Below are 14,782 nucleotides of genomic sequence, written 5' to 3'. Positions count from 1 at the left end.
CGATGCTAACAGACCTGACTCAGAGCACCATGACCATCTCGTGCCAGGCCATGCCACCGTGGTCGGAGGCCGATGGGCGGACATAGCGGTAGCCCAACTTCTCGTAGAGGCCGACATGGCGGTCCTTGCACATCAAGTGGATGGTCGCCTTGCCGCGCTCGCGCATCTGCTCGACGAAGCGCGCCATCAAGCGCCCGGCATGGCCCTGGCCCTGGTGTGCCGGGTCCAGCACCACCGACATGATCACCACGTTGGGGGCCTGAGGGTCATGCCCGACCAGCTCCTTGAAGGCTTCATCGGACATCACGACTTCGTGGGCGCAACCACTGTTGATGAAACCGATCACCTGGTCGTCCAGCTCCAGAATCAGGAAACCTTCCGGATACTGGGCGATGCGCGTGGCGATCTTCTCCCGAGTGGCGGCTTCATCGCCCTCGTAGGCGGTGGTTTCGATCTGGTAACAGCGGTCCACATCGTGTGGCGTGGCCTGGCGGAAGGTCAGGGAACTCATGGGGTGTCCGGATGGCGGGAAACAGAACGCAACATGCTAACGGAAGTTGCCCTGCCGCGCTGATTTGCAACATATCTTTTCAGCAGGGACCTGCAAGCACCGCCAACCCAAAACATCCATGCATGCATCCTCTTTTCAGTGCCAGGCCGCTAGGTGCAGGGCCTGCAGCTAATCGGCTGGAAGCATGTGGAAACACTCTCGATGAACACTCTGTAGGAACGATCTTTTCGTGGAGTAGGACGTTTCACTCTAGCCCCTCGCCCGTGTATGAATAATCAGTATTGAATGCCGAATTGAGCTGATACCGTCGCCACATTCCTACAACGGCAGGGATGCCACGCCAAGAGAGAACACGATGGAAAACTACGACGCTTCCGCACTGGGGCTACAAAAATGCCTGCTGAACATGCGCAAGGACCACGCAAAACTGAAAGCAACCGGGGACCTGAAGCGTGCGGATGAACTGGCGCGCATCATTGCCAGGCTGGAACAGGGGCTGATCAATACTCCGCAAGCCTTCAAGCCGACCACTTTGCAGTGATCTGACACGGGTCAGTCGAAAAACACCATCTCGCTATAGGGGCTGGCACGGCACGCCGCCAAACGCGACGCCAGGTCGCCGACATGCGCTTCCAGTTGATGGCCGTCGGGATCGAGGAAGTAGAGCGAATCACCTTCGCTCTTGTCCTGCCTCCACAGCGGAACATCCCGTTCACGCAAACGTTGCGCGAAAGCACTGAAATGCCCCGGCTCGATGGAGAATGCGTAGTGCGTGTAGTTGCGCGGCAAGTCCACCGCACGCGCTTCGTCCAATGACAGGCAGAGCCACAGGTCGCCCAGGCTGAGATAGGCCCCTGCCTTCCAGCTCGCATGCAACCTGAAGCCCAGGGCTTGCTGATAGAACGCGATGCTTCGGGGCAAGTGGCTTACGGCGAGGGTGAGGTGATTGAAGCCCGTCAGCATGGAAGAGACCCTGGAGAAATTGACCGCTGGACTGTAGGCCACACGCAGTGAAATGTCTGCACGGCGCAAGAGACTGACTACGCTCTTTGTTCAAAGGAAGACGTCCAGAGGCAGCCGCTAATGAAGCTTGAATCGCTATTAACTGCAGCATTGAGCCTGGCCCTGGTTTGCGCGAGCCCTACCTTGCTGGCGGATCCAGGCAAGGGAAAGGGCCATGACAAGGGCAACCCGCATGGTAGTCAGGGCCACTCACAGAACGGTAGCGACTGGCATGGCGGCCCATCCGTGGACCTGGGCGGGGTGCGGGTCGTACTCGATGACAACCGCGAGTACTGGAGTCGCGGCTCGGCGTTACCGCCTGGGGTGCAAAAGAATCTTGAACGGGGCAAACCACTTCCGCCGGGAATTGCCAAGAAGCTGGATAGCCGGCTGTTGGGGAGACTTCCGCATTACGACGGCTATGAATGGCGACAGGCCGGGGCAGACCTGCTGTTGGTGACGATTGCCACGGGCGTGATCTATGAAGTCTTGCACAGCGTGCTGGACTGAAGGCGCATGGCCACGGGCACACGGTATCGCGAAAGCCCAACGTGCCAGAGCTTTCGCGATGCGGGCCCGATCAAGCCGTCACGGCCTGGTACGTGACCCGGTGCGCCTCGGTCGGCAACGGCACCTCCCACTTGAACAGCATGCGGCGGATATCGTCGTTGCGCAGTGACGTGTCACGCCGCTGGTTGCGCCGCATGATCTCGGCCTCGGGGCGCTCCAGGTAGACGATCTCCACCTGCGCGCCGTAACCGTAGAGCAAGTCCAGGGTACGGCTGCGCATCTGCGCCGACAGGTGCGTCGAGTTCCACACGAACGGCCGCTGCTCTCGCAGCAAGGCCTTGGCCCGGTCAATGGCGTAATGCGCGGCGGCCCCCTCGTTCTGCCCATGGCGCAAGCCCAGGGCCTGGCGCGCATCGTCGAACGACACCACCGGCAGATCCGGATGATGCCGCGCGGTCCAGGTATCCTTGCCGCTGGCCGGCAGGCCCGAGAGCATCACCACCTGCGAGCCCTCCGGCTCGTGCAGCGAGTAATCCGGGTGCACCCGGGCGCCGCGCAGGTACTGGATGCGCGTGTAGTCATCGGCGAACGCCCGCGGCCCATGCAGGCAGCCCTCCTCGGCCGCCAGCTCCTTCCACAGCTCGATGGCGGTCAGCACATCGGCCTTGCCGGCGTAGTGGCGGCCCTGCATGTCGGCTTCAGCCACCGCGCAGAGCATCCACACCGGTAGCTCCCACGACAGCTTGTGCAGCAGGAACTCCGCGCTGCGCCCGCTGCGATCATCCTGCAAGGCAAAGAACGGCAACTGGTGTACCGCGATGATGCGACAGATCTGCTCGCGCAGGTCGAACGGCACGCCAGCGCGCCATAGCAGCAGCCGCGCATCCACCGCCCCCCGGCGCGAGTGGCCGGGCTGGCCGATGCGCCCGGTTTCCGGGTCGATCACCGTGGTGTCAGGTTTTGCGATGTCATGCAACAGCGCCGCGAAGAACAGCACCAGGCGCTGCTCGGCGGTGGCCTGCTGATAAGCAGGTTGTACCAGCAGCGCCTCGACCACCAGGCGGGTGTGGGTCCACACATCGCCCTCCGCGTGATAGGTCGGGTCCTGCGGTGTGTCGGCCAGGCGCGCCAAGGCCGGAATTGCCGCCAGGCAGGCCGTGGCGTCCATGTCGCGCCCAGGCTCGGGCACCAGTTGTTGCAGTTGTCGAATGTCCATTTCGGGATGCTCCTTCAGTAGCCGTGGCGCGGGCCCTGCCAGTCCATGGACAGGCAAGGCGCATACAGGTCGACGCCGTCGGCCAGTTGATTAGGGATGAACGGTTGGTTGGCATGGTGCTGGTCGGCATCGAGGATGGCCTGGACGAAGTCCTGGCGCACCCATTTGAGCCGGCCGACGGTCTGTCGCTCGTCCTCGAGCTTCAGGTACAGCCCCTCCATGCGGCTGGAGCGGTCGCACTGGCGCCAGGCGCGGGTCAGGTCGAGGCCTTCGCGGCTCACTACCTGCTCGAACACCTCTCGCCACCGTGCAGTCTTGGCCAGCGAATCACCGACCAGCGCCATCAGGTCCGCATAACGGCGCGGCGCCGGACCCTCGTACAACACCGGCACCGACAGCACCGGCCCACCCTCAAGCAAACGTCGGCGTGCCGCGGTGGACAGGAACAGCCCGGTGGCGCGGTCCCAGATGTCGAACTCGCAAAAGTAGTGCGGCAAGTGGTCGTAGAACACCGAGTGCTTCTTGTGCAGCCATTCGCCATACAGCACGAAGCGGTCTTCCAGGCGTTCCAGCAACCAGCGCTCATGGGCCACGGCCCATTGCTTGAACAGGTTGAACTGGCGCTCGCGGCCACCGCCGGTGAGGTAATGACCGCGCGATTGCAGGCGCAGCTCACCGCCTTCGGTGAAGCTGATGCCGGCGTTGGCGCCGTCGAGTTTTTCTTCCACCACCAGCCATTGGCCGGCCAGGGTGGCATAGCGGACCTGGCCAGCGTCAGTGTCGCCATCTTGAAGGCGCGAACCTTCCAGGTGAGGCGTGCGCGGGTACTTGAGCAGTTCGAGGGTGTGCGCGTCGGCACGAAAATCCATGTTCATGGGTTTCTCCATTAAAAAAGGGAAAAACCGACGACAGGATCAGGCAGGCACAGCGATGAAGCGCCGCCGCGCACAGGCGCGGGCAGCCATCAGGCACGATGGACCGTCGTCGGTATCAGGCGTGTTGGCTGGCGTAGGGCACTGGCTTCACCACTTGGGGGAAAGGTTGCGGAGGCTTTAGGGCGCGCATTCAACAGCAAATGGCCGTGTTGGGTCAAGCTCTACTAGCCATGTGCCATTGCGCAACTTCCAACTGCGAGCCGGCGCCAGATGCTGCAAGAGCATCTTGAGCAGGTATCGGCGTGATCAGCTGTGCTGCTTGCGTGTCTCCAGCCGCTGCGCATTCCTGGCGAACCATACCCCGACCCCTATCACCATCAGGCAGATGAACACGACATCCCACGCCTTGTGCTCAATGGCCGCCAGGATGGCAAAAAACTGCAGTGCGGCAGCCCACCACAGAAACGGCCGAATTTTCGAGTAACGCATGACTCACCTCACCACCCCCGTCTATCAAGATTCTAGACGCGTCGCGGCGAGAGATACCGTACCCACGCAAAGCACGCCAGGGGTCCTGATAATTGGCGATGGGGCACACCTCGACGGCCATGATTTTCGGGTATTGCGCGAAGTGGATCAGCCAGGACGGGCCGGATGTGGTGGGTCGTTGAACCAGGTGTTCGAATGCCAGAACTGGCTTCGATCTAATGCTCTCATCTGTCTAAAGTACTTCATGTCTCGGCGTCAAAAGCTTGCCTTTCGCAGACGCTACCTACCCATGGACTGGAGAAAAGACATGCCGGCCTGCCCCATACCGACTGACGAAACGCTTCGCCAGCGTACCCTCGATGAGATGAATGTGCTGGATACGCCGGCCGAGCATTACCTCGATACCCTGGTGCGGCTCACCCAGGAAGTTTCACACGTGGACACTGTGCTTATCAGCCTGATCGATCAAGATCGACAATGGTTCAAGGCCAGGATTGGGTTAGACGTGAGCGAGACCCCACGCGATGTATCCTTCTGTGGCTATGCCATTCTGGGTGACGACACCTTGCTGGTACCGGACGCTGAGAACGATCCGCGATTCGCCGATAATCCGCTGGTACTGGGCCCACCCTATATCCGCTTCTATGCCGGGCACCCCTTGCGTGCTGGAAACGGCAAAGCCATCGGCACCCTATGCATGTTCGGCCCTCGTCCGCGCCTTCTGAGCGAAGCCCAACAATCCAACTTCAGGGATCTCGCGACACTCGCTGAGGGTTATCTGCAACTACGCAGTTTGATACAGGCCAACCGCGACCTTCGGTTGGAAATGGACCGTGAGCAACGCAAGGCTTTACTTGATCCACTTACACAGCTTTGGAACCGCGGCGCGCTGGCAGCCTTCCAGGATCGTGAACGGCGTTTGGCAGAGGAAAGAGGTCTACAGTTGGGTGCTGTTTATGCGGACCTTGACCATTTCAAGTCTATCAACGACAAGCATGGGCACGCCGAGGGCGACCTGGTGCTCTGCGAGTGCGCGCGGCGCCTGCGCGCTGCGCTTCGTCCCGATGATTTGCTGGTGCGCCAGGGCGGTGAGGAATTCGTCGCCCTGCTGCGGGTAAATGACCGTGAAGAACTGATGCTGATCGCGGAGCGCGTGCGGCTACTCATCGGCAGCAGACCGGTGCAACTCTCCAGCGGTCCGTTGAGGGTGAGCGCCAGTATTGGATGTACTCTACTTACCGATAGCGAACAGATCGATGACGCACTGCGGCGTGCCGACAGCGGACTCTACGCCGCCAAACAGGGAGGGCGTGACCAAGTTGTCTATATGCCGGCGCCGGCTGTAGAGCATTGAATTATTGGAACAAACGAAAGATCAACCGCGCTGGTCTCGGATTGGCGTCAATCCGCGCGCGCTCGCCTTTAGCGCTCAGTCAAGCCCGCCAATTGCGGGGTAGGAGCGGTCGTGTGGGCCGCACTGTGAAGTTGTTCCAGAAGCAGTGCACGGCAACCTACATCAGGCGCGGAGTGAAGCTGCGGGCGTAGCGGTTGGCTTCACCGGCCGGATAGCCAGGATCGCCAATGTCCATCAGAATGGCTTGAGGGACCGCCCAACGCTTGGTGCACTTGCCGTACGGTATGAACGCCGACAACTGCCAGGTTTCGCAGAGGCAGCCCTCGAAACTACCCGAAACATCCTGGCCAACCATCTGTCTCTTTAGGTGTGGACCTTGCGGTATGCTAGTCTCCGCGCCCGGCTTAGCAGAGCTTCGATACCAAGCTGCTAATCTAGGGGTACGTGTTCAGGCCCGGCCTGAGACAAAGGAGCTACGACAGCGAGCGACAAAAATTTCTGGGAGACCGTTCTGCAACTGGTTTCCAAACCGTCCGAAGAGTCACTGGCCATTGCCAGGCAACTCAATGAGGTCGCTGAGCAGGTACAAGTCAGCGACCATGGCGCGGTTTCCATTTCAACTTCGACCATCCTGCATGATGCCGAGTTTGCGAAAGCCTGTGAGGCTGCGAAGACAGCGATTCAACCCATGTGAGCACGGCGGCCCATAGGCCAGGGTCCGTCTCGTGCATGCTTGGCATCTCGGTTCCTCCCGTTGTAGGGAGCTAAAATGAAAAAGGCCCGCCAAATGGCGAGCCTATCTAATGAATGGGTGTAAACATCCGAGCTCATGCTCGTGCTAAACGAGCCAAAGTAACGGAAAGACTACTTATGCTACCGACCCATCTGCGCTGAGGAAGTCCCACGAAATATTCATATTGTTAGTGTACTCATTCGGAGCTAGGAAATAGACACCATTTCCAGCCGGTACAAAGTAGTCGTTGTAAATAACGCAATCTCGCGGAAACCTCACGCAAGTGGCATCTTTGCGATCCAGTGGTTTGACCGGGCCATAAACGTAAACGTAATCCCAGCTAGCATTATGCAAAGACCTAATCAATAGACCATGCAGATTTTCTTCTGGCGCAATAACGGTATGCACCTCTTGTACCCTGCCACTTACGGTTTGATACTTGAATTGCTTACCCAGCGTGCGAATTGTCATAGATACACCTTAGAAAATGATTGAAAGTTTTATTAGGCAGGGTTAGCACCTGACTACTATCACTCGAGACTCAAAGGCCTTCTCTAGAAAAACCCACCAAGCGCATTGCGCGCACTGTTTGGGTCTGACGATGGAGTAAATAAATTGTCTCACCCCGACACTGTATATGCAACCAGTATTTGCACCGTGACCTTTTAGACCTTGGATAATGAAGACGCAGTCAAGAAAGACATCGGCGCTGATGTCTCGGCGCAGGGCGTAACTGGCGAATGCCAGGATGCTCCAGGCGGTTGATGGCTTCATTAGCTTACTGCAGCCCCCGTTCTTGGCAGGCGCGGTAGACGTCAGCCGCGATGGAGCATGCCGCCAGGTTTGAGCTCGTCGCGGATGACCTGACGGATCTGGTCTGCGAGGCCAGAAACGACAAGGCCTCGAACTATGTCGAGGCCCTGAATAGGTGTACCGGCGCAAACGCACCAGCAAGAGCAAGAAGAGCCCCGGCAAGGAGTGGATCAGCTACTTCTACCTGGACAAGTCAGGGAAGCCGGTGCCGCTGGGCACCGACCTGAGTCTGGCGAGGCTGAAGTGGGCCGAACTGGAGGCGAACGAAAAGCCGAAAGACCTGGTCACCATGGGCGCGATCTTCGATCGGTACGAGCGCGACATCATCCCGAAGAAGGCGGCGTGCACCCAGAAGGACAACCTGGCCGAGATACGGCAGTTGCGCAATTACTTCGATAAGGCACCAATCGACGGGATCACGCCTGCGCATGTGGCGAAGTACCGCGATGCCAGGACAGCACCGGTCAGGGCGAACCGCGAGATCGCAACCCTGTCGCACATCTTCAACATCGCCCGGGAATGGGGGCTTACCACAAACGAGAACCCGTGCCAGGGCGTGCGCAAGAACAAAGAGGTGCCGCGCGACTTCTACGCCAACGACGCGATCTGGAACGCGGTGTATGCGAAAGCGGTGGGTGAACTGAAGGACGCCATGGACTTGGCGTATCTGACGGGCCAGCGTCCTGCGGACGTTCTGGTGATGAGGAGGGACGACATCGAGGGCAAGGCTCTCGGCGTGAAGCAGAAGAAGACCCACAAGAAACTGCGGATCATGCTGGAGGTGGATGGCGTGGAGAGCAGCCTTGGCGCCCTGATCAGGAAGATTTTGGAGCGCAACGCTCCGCATGGGTCGCCATACCTGCTGCTGACCGACAACGGCAAACGGGTGACGGCACCCATGCTGCGCCATCGCTGGGACGACGCCAGGGAGGAGGCGGTGAAGGAGGCAGTTGCCGCCGGCGAGCAGGTCCTGGCCGGCCGGGTCAGCCAGTTCCAATTGCGCGACATTCGCCCCAAAGCGGCGTCTGAGATCACGGATGTCGACCACGCCAGCCTGCTGCTGGGCCACACCAAGGGCGACATTACCGAGCGAGTTTATCGTCGAATTGGAGCCTTGGCGAAACCCACCAAGTAGCAAAGTATTGTCAGCGCTGACAAATCAAACCATTCCCAAGGTGTTCCCACGGGTAGTTTTTCTGCACCCCAAAAACGCAAAAAGCCCTGAACAATCAGGGCTTTGAATGTGGCGGAAGCGTAGAGATTCGAACTCTAGGATAGTTGCCCATCGACGGTTTTCAAGACCGTTGCCTTAAACCACTCGGCCACGCTTCCAGCTGGTTTTGCGGCGGCAATAATACCTTAATGAAACACGCTGTCAAACTCTCTGTGTCGCGGGTTGTGGCAGCTCTGGTATGCTTCAGCCCATACGTTCCAATACCATGGGTCCCGACCCACCGGTTTCACACCAAAGGAGTGCGCCATGCGCGAACAGGATTACGCCATCCAACACGGCCTGCAGGCCGATCAGCAGGAGGTCAGCAAGGTCCTGCGCAACACCTACAGCCTGCTGGCGCTCACCCTCGCCTTCAGCGGCATCATGGCCTTCGTCGCCCAGCAGATGCGTGTCGGCTACCCGAACATCTTCGTGGTGCTGATCGGCTTCTACGGCCTGTTCTTCCTCACCAACAAGCTGCGTGACTCGGCCTGGGGCCTGGTGTCCACCTTCGCCCTCACCGGTTTCATGGGCTTCATCCTCGGCCCGATCCTCAACCGTTACCTGGGCATGGCCGGCGGCGCCGAAATCGTCAGCTCGGCGTTCGCCATGACCGCCCTGGTGTTCGGCGGCCTGTCCGCCTACGTGCTGATCACCCGCAAGGACATGAGCTTCCTCAGCGGCTTCATCACCGCTGGCTTCTTCGTCCTGCTGGGTGCCGTGGTGGCCAGCTTCTTCTTCCAGATCAGCGGCCTGCAACTGGCGATCAGCGCTGGCTTCGTGCTGTTCTCGTCGGTCTGCATCCTGTTCCAGACCAGCGCCATCATCCACGGCGGCGAGCGCAACTACATCATGGCGACCATCAGCCTGTATGTATCGATCTACAACCTGTTCGTCAGCCTGCTGCAACTGTTCGGCATCATGGGTCGCGACGACTGATCCAACCGTCCGCCTCACCTCGAAAAGCCCGCCTCGGCGGGCTTTTTCGTGCCTGGTCGAAACTGGAAATTGCCAACAAAACAATTGACCTAAAAGTCAGCTTGTTCGCTGATTCCTCCGTGATTATGCGGCCATCGTGCTTGCCACTACCCCTCCGCGATTTCACCCCGTAGAATGCGCTCCTTTTTTCATCCGGGGCAGCAATTTCCATGAGTTCACTCGAGCAAGGCCCAGGCGCCACGGCGCCCGCCAATGAACTGGTTTTAGGCCTCGAAGACAAGCCACGCCTGATGATCGGCCTGCTGGCCGCCCTGCAGCATCTGCTGGCGATCATCGTGCCGATCGTTACACCGGGACTGCTGATTTGCCAGGCGCTGGGGGTGTCGGCACGGGACACCAACCTGATCGTGTCGATGTCGCTGGTGATCTCGGGGATCGCCACCTTTGTCCAGTGCAAGCGCTTCGGGCCATTCGGTGCCGGGCTGCTGATCGTCCAGGGTACCAGCTTCAACTTCGTCGGGCCGCTGATTGCCGGTGGCGCGCTGATGGTCAAGCAAGGGACGCCGGTGGAAAGCGTGATGGCGGCGATCTTCGGCGTGGTCATCGCCGGTTCGTTCGTGGAAATGGGCGTATCGCGCATCCTGCCCTTCGTCAAACGCCTGATCACGCCCCTGGTGACCGGCATCGTCGTGCTGATGATCGGCCTGACCCTGATCAAGGTCGGCCTGATCAGCATGGGCGGTGGCTTCGGTGCCATGGCCGACGGCACCTTCGCCAACGGCGAGAACCTGCTGTTGTCGGGCGTGGTGCTGGCGATCATCGTCATCCTCAACCGTGTCCCGGTGGTGTGGATGCGCAGCTGCGCCATCGTCATCGCCCTGGCCGTGGGCTATGCCCTGGCCGGTTACCTGGGCCGCCTGGACTTCACCGGCATGCACCAGGCCGCGCTGTTCCAGGTGCCCACACCGCTGCACTTCGGCCTGGGCTTCTCCTGGGCGTTGTTCATCCCGATGCTGGTGATCTACCTGGTTACCTCGCTGGAAGCGATTGGTGATGTGACGGCCACCAGCAAGGTCTCGCGCCAGCCGGTCGAAGGCCCGGTGTGGATGCAGCGGATCAAGGGCGGCGTTCTGGTCAACGGCGCCAACTCGCTGCTGGCCGGCCTGTTCAACACCTTCCCCAGCTCGATCTTCGCCCAAAACAACGGCGTGATTCAGCTGACCGGTATTGCCAGCCGCCACATCGGTATCTGGATCGCGGCCATGCTGATCCTGCTGGGGTTGTTCCCGAGCGTTGCCGGTGTGATCCAGGCCGTGCCGGAGCCCGTACTCGGTGGCGCGGCCATGGTGATGTTCGGCGCGGTGGCCGCCTCGGGCATCAATATCCTCGCCAGCACCCGCCTCGACCGCCGTGCCCTGCTGATCATCGCCGTCTCTCTGGCCCTGGGCCTGGGGGTGGCGCAGGTGCCGGAGTTCCTGTCGCACATGCCGTCGGCACTGCGCCATGTGCTGGAGTCAGGTGTCGCCACCGGCGGCATCTGCGCCCTGGTGCTCAACTGGTTCCTGCCGGAGAGCAAGGAAGCGGCCTGAGCCATGCCCGGCTGAACCGAAAAGCCCGCGCCCACCAGCGCGGGCTTTTTGCTTTATCATGACCGCATTCCTTTGTATGAGCTTTCCATGAAATTCGCCATCGCGGTTTTTTCCCCGGCCCATGCACCCTCCTCGCGCCGCGCCCTGCGCTTCGCCGAGGCGGCGCTGGCCGGCGGGCACGAAATTGCCCGGCTGTTCTTCTACCAGGACGGCGTGCACAGCGCTTCAGCCAACATCGTCGCACCACAGGATGAGCTGGATGTGGCGGCTCAGTGGCGTGCATTTGTCAGCGAACACCGGCTCGACGCCGTGGTGTGTATTGCCGCTGCCCTGCGCCGTGGCGTGCTGGACGACTCGGAGGCCAACCGTTATCAGCGTCCAGCCGTAAATCTGCCCATGCCCTGGGAGCTGTCCGGCCTGGGCCAACTGCACGAGGCGGCGCAACTGGCCGATCGCCTGGTCTGTTTCGGAGGGGATTGAGATGGCCAAGTCGCTGTTGATCATCAGCCGCCAGGCGCCCTGGAATGGCCCTTCCGCTCGCGAGGCGCTCGACATCGCCCTGGCTGGCGGGGCCTTCGATCTGCCCTTGGGCATGCTGTTCCTCGATGACGGCGTGTTCCAGCTCGCTGCCGACCAGCAACCCGATGCCCTGCAACAGAAGAACCTTGCCGCCAACCTACAGGCCCTGCCGATGTTCGGTGTCGAGGAACTGTTCGCCTGCGGCCATAGCCTGGCCCGTCGCGGGCTGGACGAAGGCACGCTTAGCCTGCCGGTAGAGGTGCTCGACGATGCCGCGCTCGCTGCGCTGATTGCCCGTTTCGACCAGGTGGTGACGCTCTGATGACAACCCTGCACATAATCGCCCATTCGCCGTTCGGTGACGAGCGCCTGTCCAGCTGCCTGCGCCTGCTGGGCCCACAAGACGCACTGTTACTGTGTGGAGACGCCACCTACGCGCTCAAGCCCGGCAGCGAGCCCTTCGCGGCCCTGCAGGCCGCCCATCTTGGCGACCGCTTGTTCGCACTCACCGAGGACCTGCAGGCTCGAGCTCTCTACAGCCAACTGGCCAGGGCCGTGGACTACCCCGCCTTCGTCGAGCTCACCCTGCACCACGACAAGGTCAATAGCTGGCTATGAGCACACTGACTGTTGGCGATCGCTCGATCGCCCTGGACAAGGATGGTTTCCTGGTCGACCTGCAGGACTGGTCCCATGAGGTCGCCGAGTGCCTCGCCGCCCGCGAAGCCATCGCCCTGACCACGGATCATTGGGAGGTCCTCGAACTGCTGCGCCAGTTCTATGCCGAGTACCAGCTGTCCCCGGCCACCCGCCCACTGATCAAGTACACCGCGCTCAAGCTGGGTGCGGAAAAGGGCAACAGCCCGCACCTGAACCGCCTGTTCAACGGCACTCCCGCCAAACTCGCCGCCAAGCTGGCGGGCCTGCCCAAGCCGACCAACTGCATATGACCGAACCGCTTGCACTGACCCTGGAAACCCCGGCCGAACATCCCTTCGCCGAATTCGTGCGTATTCTCGGCAAAGGCAAACGTGGCGCCCGCGGGTTGACCCGCGAAGAGGCCCGTGCCGCCATGGCGCTGCTACTCGAAGGCAAGGTGGAAGACACCCAGCTCGGCGCCTTCCTGATGCTGTTGCGGCACAAGGAGGAAAGCGCCGAGGAGCTGGCCGGTTTCACCGAGGCTCTGCGCACTCACTTGCAAGCACCACGGATTGCCGTCGATCTGGACTGGCCGAGCTACGCTGGCAAGAAACGTCACCTGCCTTGGTACCTGCTAGCCGCCAAGTGCCTGGCGGGCAATGGTGTAAGCATCCTGATGCACGGCGGCGGTGCGCACACCGCCGGGCGACTGTACACCGAGCAACTGCTGGGGCTGCTGGACATCCCCCTGTGCCGCGACTGGGCATCGGTCGAACAGGCGCTGGACGCTCGTCGGCTGGCCTTTGCCCCCCTGCTGGACTGGGCCCCACAACTGCAGCGCATGATCGACCTGCGCAACACCCTGGGCCTGCGCTCGCCGATCCACTCGCTGGCCCGCGTGCTCAACCCCCTTGGCGCACGCTGCGGGCTGCAAAGTATCTTCCACCCCGGCTACCAGGCCGTGCACCGCGAAGCCAGCCGCCTGCTCGGTGACCATGCGCTGGTGATCAAAGGCGACGGTGGCGAGATCGAGATCAATCCGGACGTGATCAGCCATCTCTACGGCACGTCGGCCGGCGAGGCGTGGGATGAGGAATGGCCAGCCTTGAGTGCACAGCGCCATGTCAAACCCGCCAGCCTGCAACCTGAGCACCTGCTGGCCGTGTGGCGCGGTGAGGCCGACGACAGCTATGGCGAACTGGCCGCCATCGCCACCATGGCCCTGGCCCTGCGCGGGCTTGGACAGAACCGCGAACAGGCCTTCAGCACCGCACAATCCTACTGGGCAACCCGGAAAAACATCGAATAATCAGATCGGAATATTGCAGTCTTTGCGCTATTTATTCGAACGCTTTTATCTAGACTGAGCTCCAACGACAGACAACTTTGTTCGAGGAGCTCCAGCATGGGCCTTTTGATTGACGGCCACTGGCATGACCAGTGGTACCAGAGCAGCAAGGACGGCGCCTTCCAGCGCGAGAACGCACAGCGCCGCAATCCGCTGCCTGCTCCAGAGGCCGGCCGCTATCACCTGTATGTGTCGCTGGCCTGCCCCTGGGCCCACCGTACCCTGATCTTTCGAGCCATCAAGGGCCTCGAACCCCTGATCGACGTCTCGGTGGTCAGTTGGCTGATGGGTGAGCACGGCTGGACCTTCGACCAGCAGGAAGGCTCCACGGGCGACCACCTGGAGGCCTTGCAGTACCTGCACCAGCGCTACACCCAGGACGACCCGCACTATACCGGGCGCGTGACCGTGCCGGTGCTGTGGGACAAGCAGGAGAAGCGCATCGTCAACAACGAGTCGGCGGAGATCATTCGCATCTTCAATACGGCATTCAACGAACTCACCGGTAATACGCTGGATTTGTACCCGACGCCCCTGCGCGAAACCATCGATGCGCTCAATGAACGTATTTATCCTGCGCTGAACAACGGCGTGTACCGCGCAGGCTTCGCCACTTCGCAATCCGCCTACGAGGCGGCCTTCGATGACGTATTCAACGAGCTGGATCAGCTGGAAAGGTTACTGGGCCGCCAGCGCTACCTGGCCGGCGAGTACCTGACCGAGGCCGACGTGCGCCTGTTCACGACACTGGTACGTTTCGACGCGGTGTACCACGGCCACTTCAAGTGCAACCTGCGCCGCTTGAGCGACTACCCGAACCTGTCCAACTGGCTGCGCGAGCTGTACCAGTGGCCGGGCGTGGCCGAGACGGTGAACATGGAGCATATCCAGAAGCACTATTACATGAGCCACAAGACCATCAACCCGAATGGGATCGTGCCCAAGGGGCCGCTGCAGGATTTCAACTTGCCGCATGATCGGCAGCGGTTGCCAGGCAAAGGCATCTGGCAGGCATGAGAAAATTGGGGCCGC

General features: G+C 60.9%; 18 protein-coding genes and 1 tRNA gene. 13 read left to right on the top strand and 6 right to left on the bottom strand.

The window, feature by feature from the left end; all coding sequences use genetic code 11:
• Positions 1-19 precede the first annotated feature (19 nt).
• Positions 20-511 (bottom strand): GNAT family N-acetyltransferase, encoded by a 492-nt coding sequence (locus JYG34_RS10750; RefSeq protein WP_213660664.1) that lies wholly within the window; start codon positions 509-511, stop codon positions 20-22.
• A 355-nt stretch (positions 512-866) separates the two neighbouring features.
• On the opposite strand from JYG34_RS10750, the gene JYG34_RS10745 reads away from it, so the two are divergent.
• Positions 867-1,052, top strand: coding sequence for a hypothetical protein (locus JYG34_RS10745; RefSeq protein WP_213660663.1), 186 nt, complete (start codon positions 867-869; stop codon positions 1,050-1,052).
• Between the two features lie 11 nt (positions 1,053-1,063).
• On the opposite strand, the gene fos is transcribed toward JYG34_RS10745, so the two are convergent.
• Entirely contained in the window at positions 1,064-1,474 is a 411-nt protein-coding gene (fos, locus tag JYG34_RS10740) for a fosfomycin resistance glutathione transferase (protein ID WP_213660662.1), read from the bottom strand.
• A gap of 120 nt (positions 1,475-1,594) precedes the next feature.
• Here fos and JYG34_RS10735 point away from each other — a divergent pair, with 120 nt between their 5' ends.
• Positions 1,595-2,023: an anti-virulence regulator CigR family protein gene (locus JYG34_RS10735; RefSeq protein ID WP_213660661.1), complete on the top strand. Its 429-nt coding sequence runs from the start codon at positions 1,595-1,597 to the stop codon at positions 2,021-2,023.
• Positions 2,024-2,093: 70 nt separating this feature from the next.
• Here JYG34_RS10735 and JYG34_RS10730 read toward each other — a convergent pair whose 3' ends face one another.
• The 3 genes from JYG34_RS10730 to JYG34_RS10720 all read right to left on the bottom strand — a co-directional run bounded on the left by JYG34_RS10730 (position 2,094) and on the right by JYG34_RS10720 (position 4,603).
• Complete coding sequence (locus JYG34_RS10730; RefSeq protein ID WP_213660660.1) at positions 2,094-3,239, bottom strand: AAA family ATPase; 1,146 nt, start codon at positions 3,237-3,239, stop codon at positions 2,094-2,096.
• Between the two features lie 14 nt (positions 3,240-3,253).
• On the bottom strand, positions 3,254-4,114 hold the full coding sequence (locus tag JYG34_RS10725; protein ID WP_213660659.1) for an RNA ligase family protein: 861 nt from the start codon (positions 4,112-4,114) through the stop codon (positions 3,254-3,256).
• A gap of 306 nt (positions 4,115-4,420) precedes the next feature.
• Positions 4,421-4,603: a hypothetical protein gene (locus JYG34_RS10720; RefSeq protein WP_213660658.1), complete on the bottom strand. Its 183-nt coding sequence runs from the start codon at positions 4,601-4,603 to the stop codon at positions 4,421-4,423.
• Between the two features lie 307 nt (positions 4,604-4,910).
• Here JYG34_RS10720 and JYG34_RS10715 point away from each other — a divergent pair, with 307 nt between their 5' ends.
• The 3 genes from JYG34_RS10715 (at position 4,911) to JYG34_RS10705 (ending at position 8,638) form a co-directional block, all read left to right on the top strand.
• Complete coding sequence (locus tag JYG34_RS10715) at positions 4,911-5,957, top strand: sensor domain-containing diguanylate cyclase (RefSeq protein WP_213661146.1); 1,047 nt, start codon at positions 4,911-4,913, stop codon at positions 5,955-5,957.
• 145 nt (positions 5,958-6,102) lie between these two features.
• Positions 6,103-6,324: a phage virion morphogenesis protein gene (locus tag JYG34_RS26640; RefSeq protein WP_213660657.1), complete on the top strand. Its 222-nt coding sequence runs from the start codon at positions 6,103-6,105 to the stop codon at positions 6,322-6,324.
• A gap of 1,294 nt (positions 6,325-7,618) precedes the next feature.
• Positions 7,619-8,638, top strand: coding sequence for a tyrosine-type recombinase/integrase (locus JYG34_RS10705; RefSeq protein WP_213660656.1), 1,020 nt, complete (start codon positions 7,619-7,621; stop codon positions 8,636-8,638).
• Positions 8,639-8,747: 109 nt separating this feature from the next.
• Here JYG34_RS10705 and JYG34_RS10700 read toward each other — a convergent pair.
• Positions 8,748-8,835 (bottom strand) — tRNA-Ser (locus tag JYG34_RS10700).
• A 148-nt stretch (positions 8,836-8,983) separates the two neighbouring features.
• Here JYG34_RS10700 and JYG34_RS10695 point away from each other — a divergent pair.
• The 8 genes from JYG34_RS10695 to JYG34_RS10660 all read left to right on the top strand — a co-directional run bounded on the left by JYG34_RS10695 (position 8,984) and on the right by JYG34_RS10660 (position 14,767).
• Entirely contained in the window at positions 8,984-9,655 is a 672-nt protein-coding gene (locus tag JYG34_RS10695) for a Bax inhibitor-1/YccA family protein (RefSeq protein WP_011533446.1), read from the top strand.
• A gap of 209 nt (positions 9,656-9,864) precedes the next feature.
• Positions 9,865-11,244, top strand: a complete 1,380-nt coding sequence (locus JYG34_RS10690) for a nucleobase:cation symporter-2 family protein (protein WP_213660655.1) — start codon at positions 9,865-9,867, stop codon at positions 11,242-11,244.
• Positions 11,245-11,331: 87 nt separating this feature from the next.
• Complete coding sequence (tusD, locus tag JYG34_RS10685; protein WP_213660654.1) at positions 11,332-11,724, top strand: sulfurtransferase complex subunit TusD; 393 nt, start codon at positions 11,332-11,334, stop codon at positions 11,722-11,724.
• 1 nt (position 11,725) lies between these two features.
• Positions 11,726-12,085, top strand: coding sequence for a sulfurtransferase complex subunit TusC (tusC, locus tag JYG34_RS10680; protein WP_213660653.1), 360 nt, complete (start codon positions 11,726-11,728; stop codon positions 12,083-12,085).
• Complete coding sequence (tusB, locus tag JYG34_RS10675) at positions 12,085-12,381, top strand: sulfurtransferase complex subunit TusB (protein WP_213660652.1); 297 nt, start codon at positions 12,085-12,087, stop codon at positions 12,379-12,381. Before tusC ends, tusB begins: the two co-directional genes overlap by 1 nt.
• Complete coding sequence (locus JYG34_RS10670; protein ID WP_213660651.1) at positions 12,378-12,713, top strand: TusE/DsrC/DsvC family sulfur relay protein; 336 nt, start codon at positions 12,378-12,380, stop codon at positions 12,711-12,713. The genes tusB and JYG34_RS10670 overlap by 4 nt, the downstream gene beginning before the upstream one ends.
• A 14-nt stretch (positions 12,714-12,727) precedes the next feature.
• Entirely contained in the window at positions 12,728-13,711 is a 984-nt protein-coding gene (locus JYG34_RS10665; RefSeq protein ID WP_213661145.1) for a glycosyl transferase family protein, read from the top strand.
• Positions 13,712-13,807: 96 nt separating this feature from the next.
• Entirely contained in the window at positions 13,808-14,767 is a 960-nt protein-coding gene (locus JYG34_RS10660) for a glutathione S-transferase family protein (protein WP_213660650.1), read from the top strand.
• Positions 14,768-14,782: the final 15 nt, after the last annotated feature.

This window comes from Pseudomonas entomophila (genome assembly GCF_018417595.1).
In the GTDB taxonomy this organism is placed as follows: Bacteria; Pseudomonadota; Gammaproteobacteria; order Pseudomonadales; family Pseudomonadaceae; genus Aquipseudomonas; species Aquipseudomonas entomophila_C.
Note: the sequence above shows the minus strand (reverse complement) of the source record. Positions and strands in the feature narration are given on the sequence as shown.

Excerpts from the sequence above, each read along its gene's own strand:
- JYG34_RS10750 (WP_213660664.1), bottom strand. The coding sequence starts at position 511 with ATGAGTTCCCTGACCTTCCGCCAGGCCACGCCACACGATGTGGACCGC.
- JYG34_RS10745 (WP_213660663.1), top strand. The coding sequence starts at position 867 with ATGGAAAACTACGACGCTTCCGCACTGGGGCTACAAAAATGCCTGCTG.
- fos (WP_213660662.1), bottom strand. The coding sequence starts at position 1,474 with ATGCTGACGGGCTTCAATCACCTCACCCTCGCCGTAAGCCACTTGCCC.
- JYG34_RS10735 (WP_213660661.1), top strand. The coding sequence starts at position 1,595 with ATGAAGCTTGAATCGCTATTAACTGCAGCATTGAGCCTGGCCCTGGTT.
- JYG34_RS10730 (WP_213660660.1), bottom strand. The coding sequence starts at position 3,239 with ATGGACATTCGACAACTGCAACAACTGGTGCCCGAGCCTGGGCGCGAC.
- JYG34_RS10725 (WP_213660659.1), bottom strand. The coding sequence starts at position 4,114 with ATGAACATGGATTTTCGTGCCGACGCGCACACCCTCGAACTGCTCAAG.
- JYG34_RS10720 (WP_213660658.1), bottom strand. The coding sequence starts at position 4,603 with ATGCGTTACTCGAAAATTCGGCCGTTTCTGTGGTGGGCTGCCGCACTG.
- JYG34_RS10715 (WP_213661146.1), top strand. The coding sequence starts at position 4,911 with ATGCCGGCCTGCCCCATACCGACTGACGAAACGCTTCGCCAGCGTACC.
- JYG34_RS10695 (WP_011533446.1), top strand. The coding sequence starts at position 8,984 with ATGCGCGAACAGGATTACGCCATCCAACACGGCCTGCAGGCCGATCAG.
- JYG34_RS10690 (WP_213660655.1), top strand. The coding sequence starts at position 9,865 with ATGAGTTCACTCGAGCAAGGCCCAGGCGCCACGGCGCCCGCCAATGAA.
- tusD (WP_213660654.1), top strand. The coding sequence starts at position 11,332 with ATGAAATTCGCCATCGCGGTTTTTTCCCCGGCCCATGCACCCTCCTCG.
- tusC (WP_213660653.1), top strand. The coding sequence starts at position 11,726 with ATGGCCAAGTCGCTGTTGATCATCAGCCGCCAGGCGCCCTGGAATGGC.
- tusB (WP_213660652.1), top strand. The coding sequence starts at position 12,085 with ATGACAACCCTGCACATAATCGCCCATTCGCCGTTCGGTGACGAGCGC.
- JYG34_RS10670 (WP_213660651.1), top strand. The coding sequence starts at position 12,378 with ATGAGCACACTGACTGTTGGCGATCGCTCGATCGCCCTGGACAAGGAT.
- JYG34_RS10660 (WP_213660650.1), top strand. The coding sequence starts at position 13,808 with ATGGGCCTTTTGATTGACGGCCACTGGCATGACCAGTGGTACCAGAGC.